The organism is Flagellimonas allohymeniacidonis (assembly GCF_004296335.1).
In the GTDB taxonomy this organism is placed as follows: Bacteria; Bacteroidota; Bacteroidia; order Flavobacteriales; family Flavobacteriaceae; genus Flagellimonas; species Flagellimonas allohymeniacidonis.
This window is the reverse complement of the sequence record NZ_SGIU01000002.1, coordinates 1,560,357-1,577,937: the sequence shown is the minus strand read 5'-3', so window position 1 is coordinate 1,577,937 and position 17,581 is coordinate 1,560,357. Positions and strand designations below refer to the sequence as shown.

The window sequence follows — 17,581 nt, the reverse complement described above, 5'->3', positions numbered from 1 at the left end:
CTATTTTAGTTTGTAAGCTCAACAACAACTGGGGAAACTTTTTTCAACTTGTAGCTTCTGTTGTTGGTGATATATGCTTTGATGTCAAAAATCTGAACAGCATCACCTCTACGGGCTCTTGTAAGAGCAGATTTGGCTCTACCGTCCAATTTACTTCCAGTAACGTTGATTGTAGGCTGACCAGGAACTTTGAACTTAAATCCGCTTACAGCAAGGTTCAAGTCGAAGTCGAAGTCTTCCAACATAGCGCTGATGGTAGAAATCTCAAGATTTCTTCTTGGCATTTTCACACTACCAGCCTCACCACGTACGGTACCGCTTGGTCTTGGAATATCCTTGATCCTAAACTCGGACTTTGTGGAGATTCCCTTGCCATCAGGCAATGTACCTGAAGCCGTAATGGTAACTTTTCTTCCCGTACCAGGATTCATAATATAGTTGCTACCACTTCTTCTGGTAAGACCAGGAGCAGAAGCTCTTACTTTATTATCTGGAATACCAGGAATAGATATGGTCATTGGATTGGCCACTCCTCGATAAACAACGTTCATCTTATCTGCAGAGATAACTGCTGCATTAGGCTTGGTAATCGTCGCAAAGGTATTGTTTACTGGAACTGGAACTTCTTCACCATCCTGCATGAAGAACATAGTACCTTCAATGGTATGGTCACCTGCAGCTCCTGCACTGATCAACATTTTGATACCTCCTTCTTCCAATAGGTAGTCTTTTCCTTCGGTCAAGTTTCTACCATCCAACTTCAATTCAGCCTTAACAGGCTTGGAACTGTTGTCGGTTTTACTGATGATGATTTTACCATCGTACTTTTCACCTGTGTAAAAAGCAGATTTTGAAGCTTGCAAGGCAGTTGCAAAGTTCTTTAAGGAAACCGCTTCGGTAAGGTTCCCTTCCAACAATCCTTTAAGGATTTCTTGCTCGGTAGCCTTAATATCAGCTTGAAGCTGGGTAACTTTGGTCAAGGAAGCCACCAAAGGATATCCTTCAAAGTGGTAGTTCATCCAATCTACTTTTACCTGATCGCGAAGACGGGTCACTTTACCGTTATCATCACCAGTTTCAAAGCGCGTTTGCACAGCACTTTTAATATCGGTCATGTTTTCTGGTATCGCAGCCAAGATGCTTTCGCGATAGTCTTGCAAACTGGAAAGGAATTTTTTTCCTTCAGGTTTTAAGTTGTCGCCTTTAAAGAATAGGTTGTCCAAATAATCAGACTTGTCCATTACAACATAGTTGTTTGGGTCTTCCTGATCGGCCAACATACCTTTTTTCAGCTCCTTCAAGTACTCGTAGTACTCTTGGGACAGTTGCTTAACCGTTCTAGCTTTTTCAAACAAAGGACCATACTTGATCGCATCTTCAGATGCTTTGGTCTCAAGACCTTCAAAGTAAGCCAAATTGTTTGCGTCCGCCTTCGTATTGGAAGTCTCTAGCTTGGCATTCATCAAACCGAATGCGGCCAGTACTTCCTTACTCATATTTAACGCCAACATCGCGATGAAGATCAAATACATTAAGTTGATCATCTTCTGACGTGGTGATTGTTTTCCTGATGCCATGTTTTTCTAATTAGATTTTAAAAATTAATTTGATTTGGGTTTGGTATATTAATCAAATCCCTAATTAGTTTTTGCTCATGGCAGATAGCATACCACCGTAAACTCCGTTCAAGGAAGAAAGGTTAGTAGCCAAAGATTCCATTTGCTCTTTAAGTGCACCAGCGTTCTGTACTACTTCCTCATTGATGGAAGCTTGGCGGCTAGCACTCTCCAATTGAACTTTGTACAGGCTATTCAAAGACTCCATTTGAGCGGCAGCATGTGACAACTCTTCAGAGTACTTTTTAGTGTGTTGGATTGCATCGGTAGTAGGAGCAATGTTTTTAGCAGCTCCTTCGAAACTCTTGATGCTCTCACCCAAGCTTGAGAAAAGCTCAGAATCGATATTGGCCTCTTTTAAAAGATCATCCAATTTTCTGGAAAGAAGACCTTCAGCCTCTTTGGCTTGCTTAGCGTCATTCTTGTTTCCTTTAGACTGACCGTTGGTCAATTCTGGATAAACCAAAGACCAATCGTATTCGTCGTCTACAGGTTCAAATGCACTGATAGCGAAGATCAATGCTTCAGTAATAAGACCCACTGCAAGAAGCAATCCACCTGTAAGGGGACCAAACTCCCAGTGAAGGATCTTAAAAAGTGCACCGATAATTACCACCGATGCTCCCAGCCCGTAGGCCATGTTAAACAGCTTTTTTGTTGATTTTGACTGTGCCATAATTCTAGTTTTAATTAAGTTATATAAATAAGTATTTGGTTACTGGTTTATATAATGCTCTCTTACTTATTTCTCTTTTTAGTTAGGGAGTCCTTGTCCCTTTGTGGAATCCTCTTCGCCCATATAATCTTGGACGGTTCGGAAACCGATGTAGCTACGTGCAGAATCTTGGTACTCGTAATCACGTGTACTCACCTGCAGGAAGTAGGCCACATCTTTCCATGATCCACCACGGATCACTTTTCTTTTGTTCTTTCCGGAACCGATGTTGGGGTTCATGGTCGACAGGTACTCATACGCACCTTGATCAAAACTTGAACTTGTCCACTCCGATACATTTCCGGCCATATTATAAAGGTTGTACTCATTAGGCTCATATGACTTGGCCTCAACGGTGTACAATGCAGCATCTGCGGCATAATCTCCACGTTGTGGCTTAAAGTTGGCCATGAAACAACCGGTATCACTGATTACATAAGGTCCACCCCATGGGTAAGTACCTCCTTCGATTCCACCTCGGGCCGCGTATTCCCACTCAGCCTCGGTAGGCAATCTGAATTGGTTCACAAACTGTCTCCCCCTGCTCCTTTGATCGTCATTCTTAAACTTGGTTCTCCAATTACAAAAGGCCTTGGCTTGTGTCCAGTTAACACCTACAACGGGATAATCACTGTAAGCATCATGCCAAAAGTAATCATTGTGCATAGGTTCGTTGTACGAGTACTCAAAATCTTTTATCCATACCGTAGTGTCAGGATAAATTTCAAGTACCTCTTGCCTTATAAAATCTTTTCTTCTTCCTTTTTTCGCTCGTGCAGCAGCTTCAATGTCCATCCAATTGTAGGTATATTTCAACTGGGTTACATCAACGGTTCTTTGCCCATTGTAGCTTTCCTCTTCAGGAATGTACAAGGAGTCCATAACTTCTGCATAGTACTCGTCTGGATAATCTGAGGTATCCCAAATTAAATCGACATCTCTGTTCAAGGCTCTACCTTCATACCCTGTTTCGCCCAAACCGGCATAATTGTCAAGCATATATCGCTCGTACACCGAAATTTTGGTTGTATCGGTGTCCTTAAAGGAGTACTCACCAATTCCTTCGTCCTCGGGACCAAGGCCCAGCTCATCGGCCAAAATGGCCATTTTTGTTCTGGCAATAGAGTCCTTCACCCATTCTACAAACTGACGATACTCACTGTTGGTAATCTCGGTATCATCCATATAGAAAGAGCGAACAGTAACCGTTCGCGTAGGGGCATTGAGCACTTTGGCTTGATCCTCTTCAGCTTTTCCCATTACAAAGGAACCGCGAGGAATCAATTCCATTCCATAGGGTTTTTCTGGGTACCATTTTTTCCCCTTTACCCCAACCAGTTCACCTTTTGACCTTGATTTTGAACCACAACTTGCCAGTAAAAAAACAAGAGCCAGGGATGAAAAGAATAACTTTCTCATACTTTAGGTTAAATTTTCGAATTAAGATTTATAGACTGCGCAACACAAATTCGTTATTCTCAAAACTGTATTTTGCACAAAATATTGTGCAAAAACAATTTATCCTTAAAATTTAATTTGTTCAGTTAAAGCCCTTTCTGTAGGCCTTGAACCACCGTTCGGGAATATTTTGGTTGCAAGCTTCCAAATAGTCCTCTTCGGTGCATGGTAATAACGCGGGTGAATTGTTTTTAGTATGTTCGGGTAGAATAGAAGGAACCTCCACCCACCATCTTTCGGTAATGTGGCTTTTGTAGAAAATCAGCTCCTCTGTATCGGTGGGTACTGTAAACTTGGTAAAGTCTTCGTTTTTTGAACTGGGATACTCTTTAACCCGAAAGCTTATGCCCTCGATGAAATACCACAGAATCTGTGCAATCATCTGAAAGGTTTGATTGGAATTTTGGGCCTCATAAATTCCAAATAAACGAACGCTATCGCTGATACCTGCATAACGTGCAATGGCGCATATTTCCCTTCCTGTAAATCCATTGGGTGAAAACTCCTTGTTCATTCCCATTTCACTGGCACGGATAGCACGAAGATCTAAACTTACCAGATGGGCATTTCTAAGTACAGGTTCGGCCAATCCAATATTCGAGGCGATGTCCCCCAAGCGGTAGGCATCGAAAAAAAGCCGTTCCATCAAATCCATTTCCTCTTGGGCGTTGAAATAGGATTGATATCCCAAATTTGAAAAATTGAAAAGATTGTTGGGCTTATCCGTTATGATCTTGCTCATGTAGGAGTGCGAGGAAATCAATTCATCTTCCTGACCAAAATCGAATCGGCTATCGATGCCGACCAGATTCACCATCTGTTTAATTTTATCGAAAGCACGATACGTGGGAAAAGTAATATCTTGGGTTGCCCCTATTATTATAGGTATAATTTTTTCCTCAAGCAGGCCTTCAACAATTTGCTTGACCACAAAGTAGGTATCCTCCACAGTATCTCCTTCCTCGACATCTCCAATATCAAGAATTGTGGAATTCCAATTGCCCATCATCAATCGGTAGAGTTGAATGCGGATTTCATCCATATCCATTTGGGTGGGCTTCTTTTCATAGGCATTCCTTGATTCCAATACCCCGAAAATGGCAACAGTGGCATTTGCGAAGACCGGTAAGCCCTTTTTTTCAGTATGCTTATGGATATTTTTTCCGAGAGATTGCGGTGGCAATAATTCTGTAAATGCCAAAACCTTATCCGTAACAGGAACCAAAAAATCGAATGCCATATTATTTCTTCGTCTTTGCCTTGGCTTTTTTCTTAGGGGTCTTTTTTTCAATCAATGCCTTAGCCTCATCCAAAGAAATCTTGGTTGCATCCACATCTTTGGAGAGTTCAACCTTCACTCTTCCTTTAATGATGTTATGTCGTCCCCACCTTGCTTTCTCAATCTTGATTTTTTCCTCAGGCCATTCTTGCACCAATTTTTCCGCTTCCTTGATTTTTTTGGCCTCGATGAGTTCTGTGATATCGGAATTGGAAAGGTTGTCAAAATCGTATTTTTTGTTGACATTGATGAACATACCATCCCATTTTATAAAAGGTCCAAACCTTCCTTTTCCTTTTGTGACCTCCTTACCTTCGTAAGTAGCTATGGGAGCATCAGCTTTTTGCTTCTCCTTGATCAGTTCTATGGCTCTGTCCAAATCTACTTCGAAGGCACTTTCACCTTGGGCCAGGGAAACAAACTTTTTACCAAAACGGACATAGGGCCCGTATCGGCCAACATTGGCCTCAACTTCTTCTCCCTCATAAACTCCAAGTTTTCGCGGTAATTCAAAAAGTTCCATGGCCTCCTCAAATGTGATGGTGGTAATGGACTGGTCGGGCAGCAAACTGGCAAACAGAGGCTTTTCTTCTTCCTCAACGGTACCAATCTGGACCATGGGACCAAATCTACCCAATCTGGCAGCAACCTGTCGCCCTGATTTTGGATCTGTACCCAAAACGCGCTCTCCACTGGCACGTTCGGCATTTTCCTCTACATCCAAAACATTGGGATGGAAATCCTTGTAGAACTCCTTCATCATTTTTTGCCAATCTTCCTCTCCTGCAGCTATCTCATCGAAATTTTCCTCGACCTTGGCCGTAAAGTTATAGTCCAAAATGGTGGTAAAATGGCTGACCAGAAAATCATTTACGATCATGCCAATATCCGTAGGAACCAACTTGCCCTTGTCTGAACCTATGGTTTCTGACAATTTATTCTGTTGTACTTCTCCGGACTCCAAAACGAGTTGGGTATATTTTCTTTCTGTACCTTCCACAGTACCCTTTTCAACATATCCACGGTTCTGGATTGTGGAAATTGTGGGTGCGTAGGTTGATGGTCGTCCTATGCCAAGCTCCTCCAATTTTTTGACCAAGGACGCTTCCGTATAGCGATAAGGCGGTCGCGTGAATCGCTCCGTAGCAGAAATAAAAAGGTTCTGCAAAGCTTCACCCACTTCCATGGCCGGTAGCATTCCTTCTTGCTCCTCTGTCTTATCTTCTTCGTCGGTTCCTTCCAAATATACTTTTAAGAACCCATCAAACTTGACCACTTCCCCATTGGCGATAAACTCTTCGTTATGGGTACTGGCCTTAATCTTCACATTGGTTCGTTCCAGAACGGCATCACTCATTTGTGAGGCAAGGGTTCTTTTCCAAATCAACTCATATAATTTCGCCTGGTCCCGCTCTAGAGAAGGGGCCTGTAACTTCATATCGGTAGGGCGAATGGCTTCGTGAGCTTCCTGTGCGCCCTTGGACTTTCCGGTGTAGTTTCGGGTTGTGCTATAAGCCTCGCCGTAGTTATGAACGATTGCTTCCTTGGCGGCGTTCAACGCCTCTTTGGATAGATTCACACTATCTGTCCTCATATAGGTTATGAGACCTGCCTCGTATAGCCTTTGGGCCACCTGCATGGTTCTGCTAACGGAAAAATACAGTTTTCTGGATGCTTCCTGTTGCAAGGTTGATGTGGTAAAAGGGGCTGCAGGTGATTTTTTAGCCGGTTTTTTGTCAAGACTACCCACAGAAAAGTTAGCACATATATTCTGTCTCAAAAATGTTTCTGCAGCTTCACGGGTTGGAAAGGTCTTCCCCAATCGAGCTGAAAAAGCGTTGTTCTTATCTGTTTTGAACTCCGCTTTTATGCGGTACGAAGCTTCTGGATTGAAGGCATCTATTTCCCTTTCTCGCTCAACAATGAGCCGAACGGCAACCGATTGCACCCTTCCTGCCGAAAGTCCTGGTTTGATCTTTTTCCATAGTACAGGTGAAAGTTCATATCCCACCAATCGGTCCAAAATACGCCTGGCTTGTTGCGCATTTACCAAATCATAATTGATTTCCCTGGGGTTTTCAATCGCCCTTTGAATGGCTGATTTTGTAATGGAATTAAATACTATTCGTTTGGTTTTTTGTCGGTCCAATTTCAATTCTTCCGCCAAATGCCAAGAGATGGCCTCTCCCTCACGATCCTCATCACTGGCCAGCCAAATCGTATCTGCCTTTTGGGCTAGATCCCGTAGTTTTTTTACAAGGGCTTTCTTCTCTTTGTCAACTGTATATTTTGGTTTGAAACCGTTGTCAACATCTACCCCGAGCTCCTTGGAAGGGAGGTCGACAATGTGTCCAAAACTTGATTCAACTTGATAGTCTTTTCCCAGAAACCGTTCAATGGTTTTCGCCTTTGCGGGGGACTCGACAATAACTAGATTCTTTGGCATGCAATGCTTTTTAAGCTAACAAAAGTATATGAAAATTTCGATTTTAGATTTCCGGCAACATTGGATATAAAAAAATATCCCGCTAAAAACGGGATATTTCAAGGGAAAATTGCGCTGTATCAATCAAGTCCAATTTGACTGATAAGCTTGATATTGTTATCGAGATATTCATATTGATATAACACCTCGTCTCCAACCATGATCAAATGGCTCTCCAAGGGAATTACATCAAACGTAACAATATCTTTAAAGTGATTTAATGCTTGTAAATCTTGTACATCGGTCTTGTCATATACCTTAAGGCCGGATGATCCATCGCAAATGAATAGTTTTTCATCTCTAATTCCCAAACCATAGGGTTCATCCATGGGGTAAGAAATAGTTAGTTCAGGATTCTCAATATTGGAAATATCCACAATAAACAGTCCGCTTTCGGTTGCACCGCACCAGTTGCCTCCCCTGAGGGTAACATAGGCGTAGTTATCATCGACCACAACAGGGTCGCACGCCGTACCATGTTGAAATTCCGAAACAAAGGTGGGTGTGGCGGGTGACGAAATATCGTAAATATACATCCCACGCATACTCCCCAAAAAGAGGTGATCCCCTTTGTTGAAAATGGTTTCGATATCAAACCCAGCATAGATATCATCAAGGTCTTTCGGATTTTCCAAATCAGAAATGTCGAACACATTAATGTGATGGCTGTCAACAGCATAGAGAAACTCGCCAACAATCTTAAACCGGGCTAGAGAACCTCCTTCACCAGAACCGGAATCATTGGTGGCTTCCGCCAATGCAAAGCCGTCAAAAATCACATCTGTTCGATTTTCAACCTCGCTTTTAAGTCGTCTTTCACTTACTGTTTGCCAACCTACAACAATTTCGGTTTCATAATCAAACTCTTCATACTCAACGATATCAGCATCAAAAGGAAAGAACACACCTTGTCTTAGCACATTTTCCAACCGATTGACCTGCACAATATTGTCTATATCGGAAATATCGAGCACAATCAAATCCATCAAACTATCGGCATACAGAAAGTTATCCTTTACCGAAATGTCAACATTGCCAGGGATTTTGATAAACGAAACCTTTCTGGGAAACTCTGGATTACTGTTATCAATTACATGGATACCTTGAGATTTGTCATTAATAAAGACATAGTCCCCGTAGGCATAAACCTTTCCTGATTCATCGATTGAAATGGGAGGAAGAATATCAACGCTACTTGCAAATTCCGCTTTGCTCATTACCAAGGGTCGGGCCACGAGGTAATCTGCGTAATCTCCATCCGCATCATCGTTCTCGTTGCAGGATAAAAATGTCAGTGTGGTTAGGAGCAGGAGTAATAGGGCGTTCCTTTTCATTTATTGTTTAAGTTTTTTGGATGAATAACACCTAATAGATTAAAAAACTTAAACAAAGTTGCGCCTGAAACCAATAAATTTATTCTTCAGAAGAAAATCCAACGATTTCCTTATAAATAAAATAAGTAGGTATTCGCCCAAGCATAGCAGTGAAGAAAACACCAACAAAACAGAGTAAAACACCCAACTGGGCAATTAGACCCGTGACGAAAATCAATCCAAAAATAATCAGCCAGTTTTTATTCCCCAGGGCGAAGGACGCCTTCGTAATTTCGGATGGAGTCAATTCTTCGTCAAAAGCAAAGAACGCCGGAAAAAGGGACATAGGAACTACCAAATAAATAAGACCGATACCGCAAGCCAACATTCCAAGTATGGAGAGTCCGGTGATAATCAATGCCAAGACAAAAGCCTTTTTTAGATAGGGCTTTTTGAAATAGTAGAAATAATCATCCTTCCCCATTTGATCTAAATCAATTCTTTTACAGATACGCAGAAAAGCAGCATTAAGGCACATGGCAAAGGTTGAAATTCCGATAATCATGATGGGATAGAACACAATCAAAAAAACAAGCATTCCAGAAGGGAGGTCGTTTCGCTCATAAGCATAGGGGTCCATCATTCCCGAAGCAATCATGGGCACATACAGTATGATGTAAAAAGGGAGTATCACTACCATCATAAGCAGAACTGTTATGAACCCTTGCAACCAAACTTTTTTGAAAAGTTCAATGGTATTGTTAAAAATACTGCCGAAATCCAATGATGGACTGGCAGCAACTTTCTCGGAAATCTGCAGAAATCTCATGATCAGGTTGGTTTAGAATTGCCCTTCAAGTTAAGAATATCCCAATAATTCCCAATCCAGCCCTAAATAATACTGCCATATTGTCACTAAAATGGAATAAGCATTATCTTTGTCCTCCATTTGGGGAAAAATGACCGAGAAAGGAAGCATGGAAAAAATTATCGACGAGAGCCAACAAGGAAGTACGCTCACCCTTGATCAAGATAAAAACAACAACCGTAAGCTATACATTGAAAGCTACGGATGTCAAATGAACTTTTCCGATAGTGAAATTGTTGCTTCCATTTTAGCCAAGGAAGGTTTCAATACCACCCAACTTTTGGAGGAGGCCGACCTTGTGTTGGTCAATACTTGTTCCATTCGAGAAAAGGCAGAAACTACGGTTCGCAAGCGATTGGAAAAGTTCAACGCTGTGAAGAAAATCAATCCCGGAATGAAGGTTGGGGTTTTAGGCTGTATGGCCGAACGCCTTAAGAGCAAATTCTTGGAAGAAGAGAAAATTGTAGATATGGTTGTAGGGCCAGATGCCTACAAAGACCTTCCTAATTTGATTCAAGAGATCGACGAAGGTAGGAATGCCGTAAATGTTATCTTGTCCAAGGATGAAACCTACGGCGACATAGCCCCTGTTCGGTTGAATTCAAATGGGGTCACTGCTTTTGTTTCCATTACCCGAGGCTGCGATAATATGTGCACTTTCTGTGTGGTTCCTTTTACTCGAGGTAGGGAGCGAAGCCGAAATCCACAATCGATATTGGATGAAGTAAAAGATCTTTGGGAAAAGGGATTCAAGGAAATCACGCTATTGGGCCAGAACGTGGACAGTTATCTCTGGTATGGCGGTGGGCTCAAAAAAGATTTTGAAAAGGCCTCCGAAATGCAGAAAGCCACTTCAGTGAATTTTGCCAAGCTCTTGGACATGGTGGCGACCCAACAACCGAAAATGAGGATTCGTTTTTCGACCTCAAATCCACAGGATATGACCTTGGATGTCATTCAAACCATGGCCCAACACGAAAATATCTGCAATTATATTCACCTCCCCGTTCAAAGTGGAAGCAATCGCATCTTGAAGGCAATGAACCGGCTTCATACCAGGGAGGAATATTTTGAATTGATCGACAACATCAGAAAAATAATTCCTGATTGTGCCATTAGCCAAGATATGATTGCTGGATTCCCTACGGAAACGGAAGAGGACCATCAAGATACATTGAGTTTGATGGAATATGTAAAGTACGATTTTGGGTTTATGTTCGCCTATTCGGAGCGCCCAGGCACTTTAGCGGCCCGTAAACTGGAAGATGACATCCCAGAGGATACAAAAAAACGCAGGCTTCGAGAAATTATTGACCTCCAACAAAAGCACGGCCTATACCGTACGCAACAGCATGTTGGAAAAGTTGAGGAAGTGTTGATAGAAGGGACTTCAAAAAAATCAGATACCCATTGGATGGGTAGAAACTCCCAAAATACAGTGGTTGTATTTCCAAAAGAAAACTACCATGTGGGTGAGTTTGTAAACGTGAAAATCAACGAATGTACTTCTGCAACTTTAATAGGAGAAGCGGTTGGTTATTCCAAGAACAACTAAACTATGGAAAGTGTTCAATCCATAAAACAACGTTTTGAGCTCATCGGGAACGATGTGAAGCTCAACCGTGCCATTGAAAAGGCTATTCAAGTGGCCCCCACCGATATTTCCGTGTTGGTCACGGGAGAAAGTGGCGTGGGTAAAGAGGCCATTCCAAAAATCATACATTCCCTTTCGCATAGAAAACACGCCAAATACATCGCCGTCAACTGCGGGGCAATTCCCGAAGGAACCATCGATAGTGAACTTTTTGGACACGAGAAAGGAGCCTTTACCGGAGCGACGCAAACCCGAAGTGGCTATTTTGAAGTAGCGGATGGGGGTACCATATTCTTGGATGAAGTTGGAGAACTGCCATTGACGACGCAAGTTCGTTTGTTGCGGGTATTGGAGAACGGGGAATTCCTGAAAGTGGGTTCTTCGCAAGTTCAAAAAACCGATGTGCGAATCGTGGCAGCGACCAACATCAATATGTTCGAGGCCATAAAAAAGGAAAAGTTTCGAGAAGATCTTTATTATCGATTGAGTACGGTTGAAATTAGCATTCCACCCCTTAGGGATAGGCGCGATGACATTCATTTGTTGTTTCGAAAATTTGCATCAGATTTCGGGCAGAAATATAAGATGCCGACCATTCGATTGGAAGAATCGGCAATCGAGCTTCTTTTAAAATACCGTTGGCCTGGAAACATCAGACAGTTAAGGAATATTGCAGAGCAAGTATCCGTCCTCGAGGAAAATAGGACCATCTCTGCGGCAACCCTCAGCAGTTATTTGCCCAATGCTAACAGTAGCAATCTTCCCGCTGTAATCGGACAGGAAAAGAAGGAAAGCGACTTTAGCAATGAGCGTGAAATTCTCTATAAGGTGCTTTTCGATATGAAAGGTGACCTCAATGATCTTAAAAAGCTTACTTTGGAATTGCTCAAAAGTAATGATACTTCGAAGGTGCAAGAGGAAAATGAAACCCTTATCCGAAAAATATATGGTGGTGAAGACGAGAAAATCCATGAGGAGGAAAGTCTCCCAACAGAGGTGCTGCATTTGCCCGAACCCGTGGTAGAAGCCCCTGTTGCGGTTGCCAGAACCAACGAGGACCGATACCATTTTGCTGAGGAAATAGAGGAGGAAGAGACCCTATCACTTCAGGAAAAGGAGATTGAACTAATCAAAAAATCGTTGGAGCGTAATCGAGGTAAACGAAAAGCAGCTGCATCCGAGTTGGGCATCTCCGAACGGACCCTTTATAGAAAAATAAAACAGTACGATCTTTAAAGAATGATTCAAATCAAAAAAAGTATTGGAAAAATAGTGATCCGGCTGGGATTCCTAAGCATGCTCTTGAGCATGGGTGGGTGTGGAGCCTATAATTTTTCAGGGGCCGATATCGGTACGGCCGAAAGTTTCCAAGTCAACTTTTTTCAAAATTACGCCGATCAAAGTCCGGGTTCCACCATTGTTCCCGGTTTGGACAGGGATTTCACTTTGGCTCTTCAGGATTTGATCAACAACCTTACCAGTCTTTCATTGACAGGCAGCAACGGTGATCTTTTGTACGAGGGTGAAATTGTGGAGTATCGGGTAACTCCCATGACCGCGACGGCAGACCAAAGAACTGCTCAAAACCGCTTGACGATGAGCGTCAATGTTCGTTTCTATAACCGAAAAAAGGAAGATGTCGACTTTGAAAAGCGATTTTCTTTCTTCTTTGATTTCGATGCAGCCGCCCAGTTGACTGCAATTCAGGCACAGGCCCACGAAGAAATTTTTGAACGGATTACACAAGATATTTTTAACGCTTCCCTCGGAAACTGGTAAGCCCATGAACGTAACAGATTTTTTACATATCCTGCAAAAATCAAATACCATCCTGTCTCCACAGCAGACCAGGGAGTTGGAGGATATGATTGCGGAATATCCTTACTTTCAAGCAGCCCGGGCACTTCATTTGAAAGGTTTAAAAAATCTGGACAGTTACAAATACAACGGAGCTCTAAAAACTACAGCAGCCTATACATCCGACAGAGATATACTGTTTGATTATATTACGTCCAAGGAATTTGTACAGAACACCATTGCAGATACCTTGGCGGGCAGGGCTCCTAAATTGGAGGAGAAAACCGCGGTTTCCGAAGAAATAGAACCCAATCCCGATACCGAAGTAATTCTAGGGGAATCCAAAGAAAGTGCCCTACCACAGAACATTGAGCATGCCGAGCAAATCCTTGATCCCAAGCTTTTTGCTTCAAAAGAGGTAAAGGAAGAGGATTTTGTGGAGAAAAAGGAAGAAGAATCAACTAGCCCAGAGACAGAACTCAATTTGGGCAAACCCATTCCGTTCACGAAAACCGAAAAACACTCTTTTACGGAATGGCTGCAATTGACATCCCAAAAAGAGCCCAAGAACGAAATGTCCAGCGCTGAAAAAGACGATACAAAAAAGAAAAAGTTTGAGCTTTTGGACAAGTTCATTGAGAACAATCCCAAAATTGTACCCAGGGAGGATGCCAAGCCCAAGGTGAACATCAAGGAGTCGGTAAAAATGGACAAAAGTCAGTTGATGACCGAAACTTTGGCAAAGGTTTACCTTGAGCAGAAAAAGTACAAAAAAGCCATACAGGCCTTTAAGATTTTGAGTTTGAAATATCCAGAAAAAAGTGGTTTCTTTGCGGACCAAATTCGGGCGGTGAAAAAGCTGCAGAAGGAAAAAGAATAGCGCGATGAGTACATTTACAATTTTCTTAATACTGATCATTATTGTTTGCCTACTATTGATGTTGGTGGTCATGGTACAAAATCCAAAAGGGGGCGGTCTTTCCTCTTCCTTTGGAGGGAGTGGCAACCAAGTGGTAGGTGGCGTAAAGAAAACCGGAGACTTTTTAGATAAAAGTACCTGGACACTGGCTACTTTGCTGATTGTCTTGATACTGCTTTCCAATGTTTCCTTGAAAGGAAATTTCGGACAGACGGGTTCCAAAGTATTGGATGGCAATGATGTGGAGACCACTGTTCCTGAAACGCTTCCAGAGGAAGTTCCAGAACAAGTACCTTCTCCTGACAACACCAATCCTGCAGATACAATTAACTAAGGGATAATGACATACGATTTACAAGATGCCAGCTTAAATGACAAGCTGGCATTTTTGTTTTAACAGAATGTCAGTTTTTTGGCAATGGCATAATTTCTGCCCAAAGGATAGCAGAATTTTTAAAATAAATACCTAAAAATTGAAAATATGGCTAAAGTGAACATCAAACCATTAGCGGATAGAGTTCTTATCGAACCCGTTGCCGCTGAAACTAAAACAGCTTCGGGAATTATCATCCCCGATACCGCAAAGGAAAAACCCCAAAAAGGAAAAGTTGTTGCCGTAGGACCTGGAACCAAGGATGAGCCCATTACGGTCAAAGTTGGTGATACGGTGCTTTATGGAAAGTACGCCGGTACAGAATTGAAGTTTGATGGTGTGGATTACTTGATGATGCGTGAAAGCGACCTTTTAGCAATTGTTTAATTAAAGAAATCAACTAAGAAATGGCAAAAGATATAACATTTGATATTGAAGCCCGCGACGGTCTGAAAAAAGGTGTGGATGCCTTGGCCAATGCGGTAAAAGTTACTTTAGGACCCAAGGGTAGAAACGTAATCATTACAAAATCTTTCGGGGCCCCTCAAGTTACCAAAGATGGGGTAACCGTGGCCAAGGAAATCGAATTGGAAAATGCCTTGGAAAACATGGGTGCCCAGATGGTAAAGGAAGTTGCTTCCAAAACCAATGATTTGGCGGGTGATGGTACCACCACGGCTACCGTTCTTGCACAGGCCATTGTTAAAGAAGGACTTAAAAACGTAGCGGCCGGTGCCAACCCAATGGACCTTAAACGAGGTATTGACAAAGCTGTCACTGCCATTGTGGAAAACCTCTCCAAACAATCCAAAAAAGTTGGGGATTCTTCTGAAAAAATCAAGCAAGTAGCTGCTATCTCATCAAACAACGATGAAACTATTGGAGACCTAATCGCCCAAGCTTTCGGAAAAGTGGGGAAAGAAGGAGTCATTACAGTAGAAGAAGCCAAAGGAACCGATACCTATGTTGACGTTGTTGAGGGGATGCAGTTCGATCGTGGATACCTTTCACCTTATTTTGTGACCGATTCTGAGAAGATGATTGCAGATTTGGAAAGCCCATATATCCTTTTGTTTGACAAAAAGATTTCTGCCATGAAAGATTTGCTTCCAGTCCTTGAGCCTGTTGCGCAATCCGGAAAGCCTTTGTTGATCATTGCTGAGGATGTTGACGGTGAAGCCTTGGCCACTTTGGTCGTGAACAAATTGAGAGGTTCACTGAAAATTGCAGCTGTTAAGGCACCCGGATTCGGAGATCGAAGAAAGGCTATGTTGGAAGACATCGCCATCTTGACCAATGGTACTGTAATTTCTGAAGAAAGAGGATTCTCTCTAGAGAATGCATCTTTGGATATGTTGGGTTCTTGTGAGCGAATCACTATCGATAAGGACACCACCACCATTGTTAATGGTGCAGGGGCCACTAAGAATATCAAAACCCGAGTAAATCAGATCAAGGCTCAAATTGAGACCACAACTTCTGATTACGATAAGGAAAAACTTCAAGAGCGCTTGGCCAAATTGGCCGGAGGTGTAGCTGTTCTCTACGTAGGTGCAGCCTCTGAAGTTGAAATGAAAGAAAAGAAAGACCGCGTTGACGATGCGTTGCATGCTACAAGAGCAGCAGTGGAAGAAGGTATTGTTGCTGGTGGAGGTGTTGCCTTGGTGAGGGCCAAGTCGGTGCTTTCTAAAGTAGACACTGTCAATGCTGATGAAGACACAGGGCTTCAAATCGTAGCTAGAGCTATTGAATCTCCTTTGAGAACCATCGTTGAAAACGCTGGAGGTGAAGGTTCGGTTGTAGTCGCGAAAGTTCTTGAAGGAAAAGGTGATTTTGGTTATGATGCCAAATCTGACAAGTATGTTGAAATGATGAAGGCTGGAATCATCGATCCCAAAAAAGTGACGCGTATCGCTTTGGAAAACGCAGCTTCAGTTGCCGGTATGATTTTGACCACAGAATGTGCTTTGACCGACATTAAGGAAGATGCGCCTGCTATGCCTCCAATGGGAGGTGGTGGTGGAATGCCCGGAATGATGTAATTGAAGTGATAGATCAAATAAAAACCGCACCTTTTGGGTGCGGTTTTTTTATGCTAAAATCATCCAAAATGCCATCACCAACATGATGGCATTTTCAATAAAAGTGGCTTCCGTCATGGGAAGCTTCAAGGCGGTTCCCAAACAAGCACAGCGAATACTCTTTTTGTCAAGCAGGGTTTTGGTGACTCCAAATGTCGTCACCCCCAAGATGAATACCGTTGCCCACAAAGCCAATTGCACTTGAAACCTCATCAAGAAGAACAGGCCCAGACCCAATTCCAAAAAGGGATAAACCCAGCCATAGACTGGAACCGCTTTGGCCAAGGGGTCATACATCCGAAAACTATCTGGGAACCCTCTCAGGTCCAAAAATTTAAAAAAACTGAAAACGATGTAAAAAAGGCCCATGAAATCCAACATTGCCTCCCTGCTGTCCCACGCTTTATAATTCAATAAGAAGGCCGCTGCGAACAGATAGGCGAAAATCAAAAATAGGGGTCGCAATTGCTTCCACTTGGAAGTCTCTTCCAAAGTTGCTTCATGCAGCATTCCACTCTCCTTTTCGGCAATGGAATATTTCTCGGGCAACGAAGCTCTTAGCTCCCCAATTGGGATATGTTCCTGTATAGAAATGGTGGCTTCACCTTTTTCAAGGTTAACTTCAACCTCCTGAACATTTGGGATTCCTTCCAATTTTCCTTTCACGGAGGCCACGCAACCTTGGCAGGTCATGCCCTTAATGGAATACGAGTGCTTCATTAATGTTTACCGCTATCGTCCGAATCGTCCTCACGATACTTACAGCAAGGATGAATATTATCATAGGCTTCCTGTGTGGCTTTTAATTCCTTGGTGTCGTGGCCCACTTTTGCCAAGGCCGATTTTATTTCCATGGAATTGGTTTTACGCTCATCCACGACCAAAGACAATTCGTGCGTCGGAATATCCCAGATTGCATACTTTACTCCAGGAACATTTAAAGCGGCCTTTTCAATACGGACCTTGCACATTTCGCATTTTCCATCCACCTCAAATTTCATTTTCTTGTTTTTCTCCTGAGCCATACCTACAACAGAAACGAGGATGGCTACTAATACTAATATTACTTTTTTCATTTTTTAG

The 17,581-nt window shown here is 42.5% G+C and carries 16 protein-coding genes; 7 read left to right on the top strand and 9 right to left on the bottom strand.

All coding sequences use genetic code 11. The features are described from left to right. Window positions 1-5: 5 nt before the first annotated feature. The 7 genes from porM to EW142_RS15595 all read right to left on the bottom strand — a co-directional run bounded on the left by porM (window position 6) and on the right by EW142_RS15595 (window position 9,695). Window positions 6-1,577 carry a type IX secretion system motor protein PorM/GldM gene (porM, locus tag EW142_RS15625; protein WP_130615466.1) on the bottom strand — a complete coding sequence of 524 codons (1,572 nt, stop codon included), beginning with the start codon at window positions 1,575-1,577 and terminating at the stop codon, window positions 6-8. Window positions 1,578-1,641: 64 nt separating this feature from the next. After that, entirely contained in the window at window positions 1,642-2,292 is a 651-nt protein-coding gene (porL, locus tag EW142_RS15620) for a type IX secretion system motor protein PorL/GldL (protein WP_130615464.1), read from the bottom strand. A 78-nt stretch (window positions 2,293-2,370) separates the two neighbouring features. Then, window positions 2,371-3,750, bottom strand: coding sequence for a T9SS ring complex lipoprotein PorK/GldK (gene porK, locus EW142_RS15615; protein WP_130615462.1), 1,380 nt, complete (start codon window positions 3,748-3,750; stop codon window positions 2,371-2,373). A gap of 121 nt (window positions 3,751-3,871) precedes the next feature. Beyond that, window positions 3,872-5,029, bottom strand: a complete 1,158-nt coding sequence (locus EW142_RS15610) for a formimidoylglutamase (RefSeq protein WP_130615460.1) — start codon at window positions 5,027-5,029, stop codon at window positions 3,872-3,874. Between the two features lies 1 nt (window position 5,030). Further along, on the bottom strand, window positions 5,031-7,514 hold the full coding sequence (topA, locus tag EW142_RS15605) for a type I DNA topoisomerase (RefSeq protein ID WP_130615459.1): 2,484 nt from the start codon (window positions 7,512-7,514) through the stop codon (window positions 5,031-5,033). A 119-nt stretch (window positions 7,515-7,633) separates the two neighbouring features. Continuing rightward, window positions 7,634-8,887, bottom strand: a complete 1,254-nt coding sequence (locus tag EW142_RS15600; RefSeq protein WP_130615457.1) for an LVIVD repeat-containing protein — start codon at window positions 8,885-8,887, stop codon at window positions 7,634-7,636. A gap of 79 nt (window positions 8,888-8,966) precedes the next feature. Then, entirely contained in the window at window positions 8,967-9,695 is a 729-nt protein-coding gene (locus EW142_RS15595; RefSeq protein ID WP_130615455.1) for a hypothetical protein, read from the bottom strand. Between the two features lie 148 nt (window positions 9,696-9,843). On the opposite strand from EW142_RS15595, the gene miaB reads away from it, so the two are divergent. The 7 genes from miaB to groL all read left to right on the top strand — a co-directional run bounded on the left by miaB (window position 9,844) and on the right by groL (window position 16,459). Beyond that, entirely contained in the window at window positions 9,844-11,289 is a 1,446-nt protein-coding gene (miaB, locus tag EW142_RS15590) for a tRNA (N6-isopentenyl adenosine(37)-C2)-methylthiotransferase MiaB (RefSeq protein ID WP_130615775.1), read from the top strand. A 3-nt stretch (window positions 11,290-11,292) separates the two neighbouring features. Next, the gene (locus EW142_RS15585; protein ID WP_130615453.1) at window positions 11,293-12,564 is read left to right on the top strand and encodes a sigma-54 interaction domain-containing protein; all 1,272 of its coding nucleotides are present in this window, start codon (window positions 11,293-11,295) and stop codon (window positions 12,562-12,564) included. A 60-nt stretch (window positions 12,565-12,624) separates the two neighbouring features. Beyond that, complete coding sequence (locus EW142_RS15580) at window positions 12,625-13,107, top strand: LptE family protein (RefSeq protein WP_417935794.1); 483 nt, start codon at window positions 12,625-12,627, stop codon at window positions 13,105-13,107. Window positions 13,108-13,111: 4 nt separating this feature from the next. After that, the gene (locus EW142_RS15575; protein ID WP_130615449.1) at window positions 13,112-14,005 is read left to right on the top strand and encodes a hypothetical protein; all 894 of its coding nucleotides are present in this window, start codon (window positions 13,112-13,114) and stop codon (window positions 14,003-14,005) included. Between the two features lie 4 nt (window positions 14,006-14,009). Next, entirely contained in the window at window positions 14,010-14,378 is a 369-nt protein-coding gene (gene secG, locus EW142_RS15570) for a preprotein translocase subunit SecG (protein WP_130615447.1), read from the top strand. A gap of 147 nt (window positions 14,379-14,525) precedes the next feature. Then, window positions 14,526-14,804, top strand: a complete 279-nt coding sequence (locus EW142_RS15565; protein WP_130615445.1) for a co-chaperone GroES — start codon at window positions 14,526-14,528, stop codon at window positions 14,802-14,804. A 20-nt stretch (window positions 14,805-14,824) separates the two neighbouring features. Next, window positions 14,825-16,459, top strand: a complete 1,635-nt coding sequence (gene groL, locus EW142_RS15560) for a chaperonin GroEL (protein ID WP_130615443.1) — start codon at window positions 14,825-14,827, stop codon at window positions 16,457-16,459. A gap of 48 nt (window positions 16,460-16,507) precedes the next feature. On the opposite strand, the gene EW142_RS15555 is transcribed toward groL, so the two are convergent. Both EW142_RS15555 and EW142_RS15550 read right to left on the bottom strand, forming a co-directional pair. Next, entirely contained in the window at window positions 16,508-17,218 is a 711-nt protein-coding gene (locus EW142_RS15555; RefSeq protein ID WP_130615441.1) for a heavy-metal-associated domain-containing protein, read from the bottom strand. Continuing rightward, on the bottom strand, window positions 17,218-17,574 hold the full coding sequence (locus EW142_RS15550; RefSeq protein WP_130615439.1) for a heavy-metal-associated domain-containing protein: 357 nt from the start codon (window positions 17,572-17,574) through the stop codon (window positions 17,218-17,220). Before EW142_RS15550 ends, EW142_RS15555 begins: the two co-directional genes overlap by 1 nt. Between the last annotated feature and the right edge of the window lie 7 nt (window positions 17,575-17,581).

Bases quoted from the DNA above. Each gene is read 5' to 3' on its own strand.
- porM (WP_130615466.1), bottom strand. From the start codon at position 1,577: ATGGCATCAGGAAAACAATCACCACGTCAGAAGATGATCAACTTAATG.
- porL (WP_130615464.1), bottom strand. From the start codon at position 2,292: ATGGCACAGTCAAAATCAACAAAAAAGCTGTTTAACATGGCCTACGGG.
- porK (WP_130615462.1), bottom strand. From the start codon at position 3,750: ATGAGAAAGTTATTCTTTTCATCCCTGGCTCTTGTTTTTTTACTGGCA.
- EW142_RS15610 (WP_130615460.1), bottom strand. From the start codon at position 5,029: ATGGCATTCGATTTTTTGGTTCCTGTTACGGATAAGGTTTTGGCATTT.
- topA (WP_130615459.1), bottom strand. From the start codon at position 7,514: ATGCCAAAGAATCTAGTTATTGTCGAGTCCCCCGCAAAGGCGAAAACC.
- EW142_RS15600 (WP_130615457.1), bottom strand. From the start codon at position 8,887: ATGAAAAGGAACGCCCTATTACTCCTGCTCCTAACCACACTGACATTT.
- EW142_RS15595 (WP_130615455.1), bottom strand. From the start codon at position 9,695: ATGAGATTTCTGCAGATTTCCGAGAAAGTTGCTGCCAGTCCATCATTG.
- miaB (WP_130615775.1), top strand. From the start codon at position 9,844: ATGGAAAAAATTATCGACGAGAGCCAACAAGGAAGTACGCTCACCCTT.
- EW142_RS15585 (WP_130615453.1), top strand. From the start codon at position 11,293: ATGGAAAGTGTTCAATCCATAAAACAACGTTTTGAGCTCATCGGGAAC.
- EW142_RS15580 (WP_417935794.1), top strand. From the start codon at position 12,625: ATGCTCTTGAGCATGGGTGGGTGTGGAGCCTATAATTTTTCAGGGGCC.
- EW142_RS15575 (WP_130615449.1), top strand. From the start codon at position 13,112: ATGAACGTAACAGATTTTTTACATATCCTGCAAAAATCAAATACCATC.
- secG (WP_130615447.1), top strand. From the start codon at position 14,010: ATGAGTACATTTACAATTTTCTTAATACTGATCATTATTGTTTGCCTA.
- EW142_RS15565 (WP_130615445.1), top strand. From the start codon at position 14,526: ATGGCTAAAGTGAACATCAAACCATTAGCGGATAGAGTTCTTATCGAA.
- groL (WP_130615443.1), top strand. From the start codon at position 14,825: ATGGCAAAAGATATAACATTTGATATTGAAGCCCGCGACGGTCTGAAA.
- EW142_RS15555 (WP_130615441.1), bottom strand. From the start codon at position 17,218: ATGAAGCACTCGTATTCCATTAAGGGCATGACCTGCCAAGGTTGCGTG.
- EW142_RS15550 (WP_130615439.1), bottom strand. From the start codon at position 17,574: ATGAAAAAAGTAATATTAGTATTAGTAGCCATCCTCGTTTCTGTTGTA.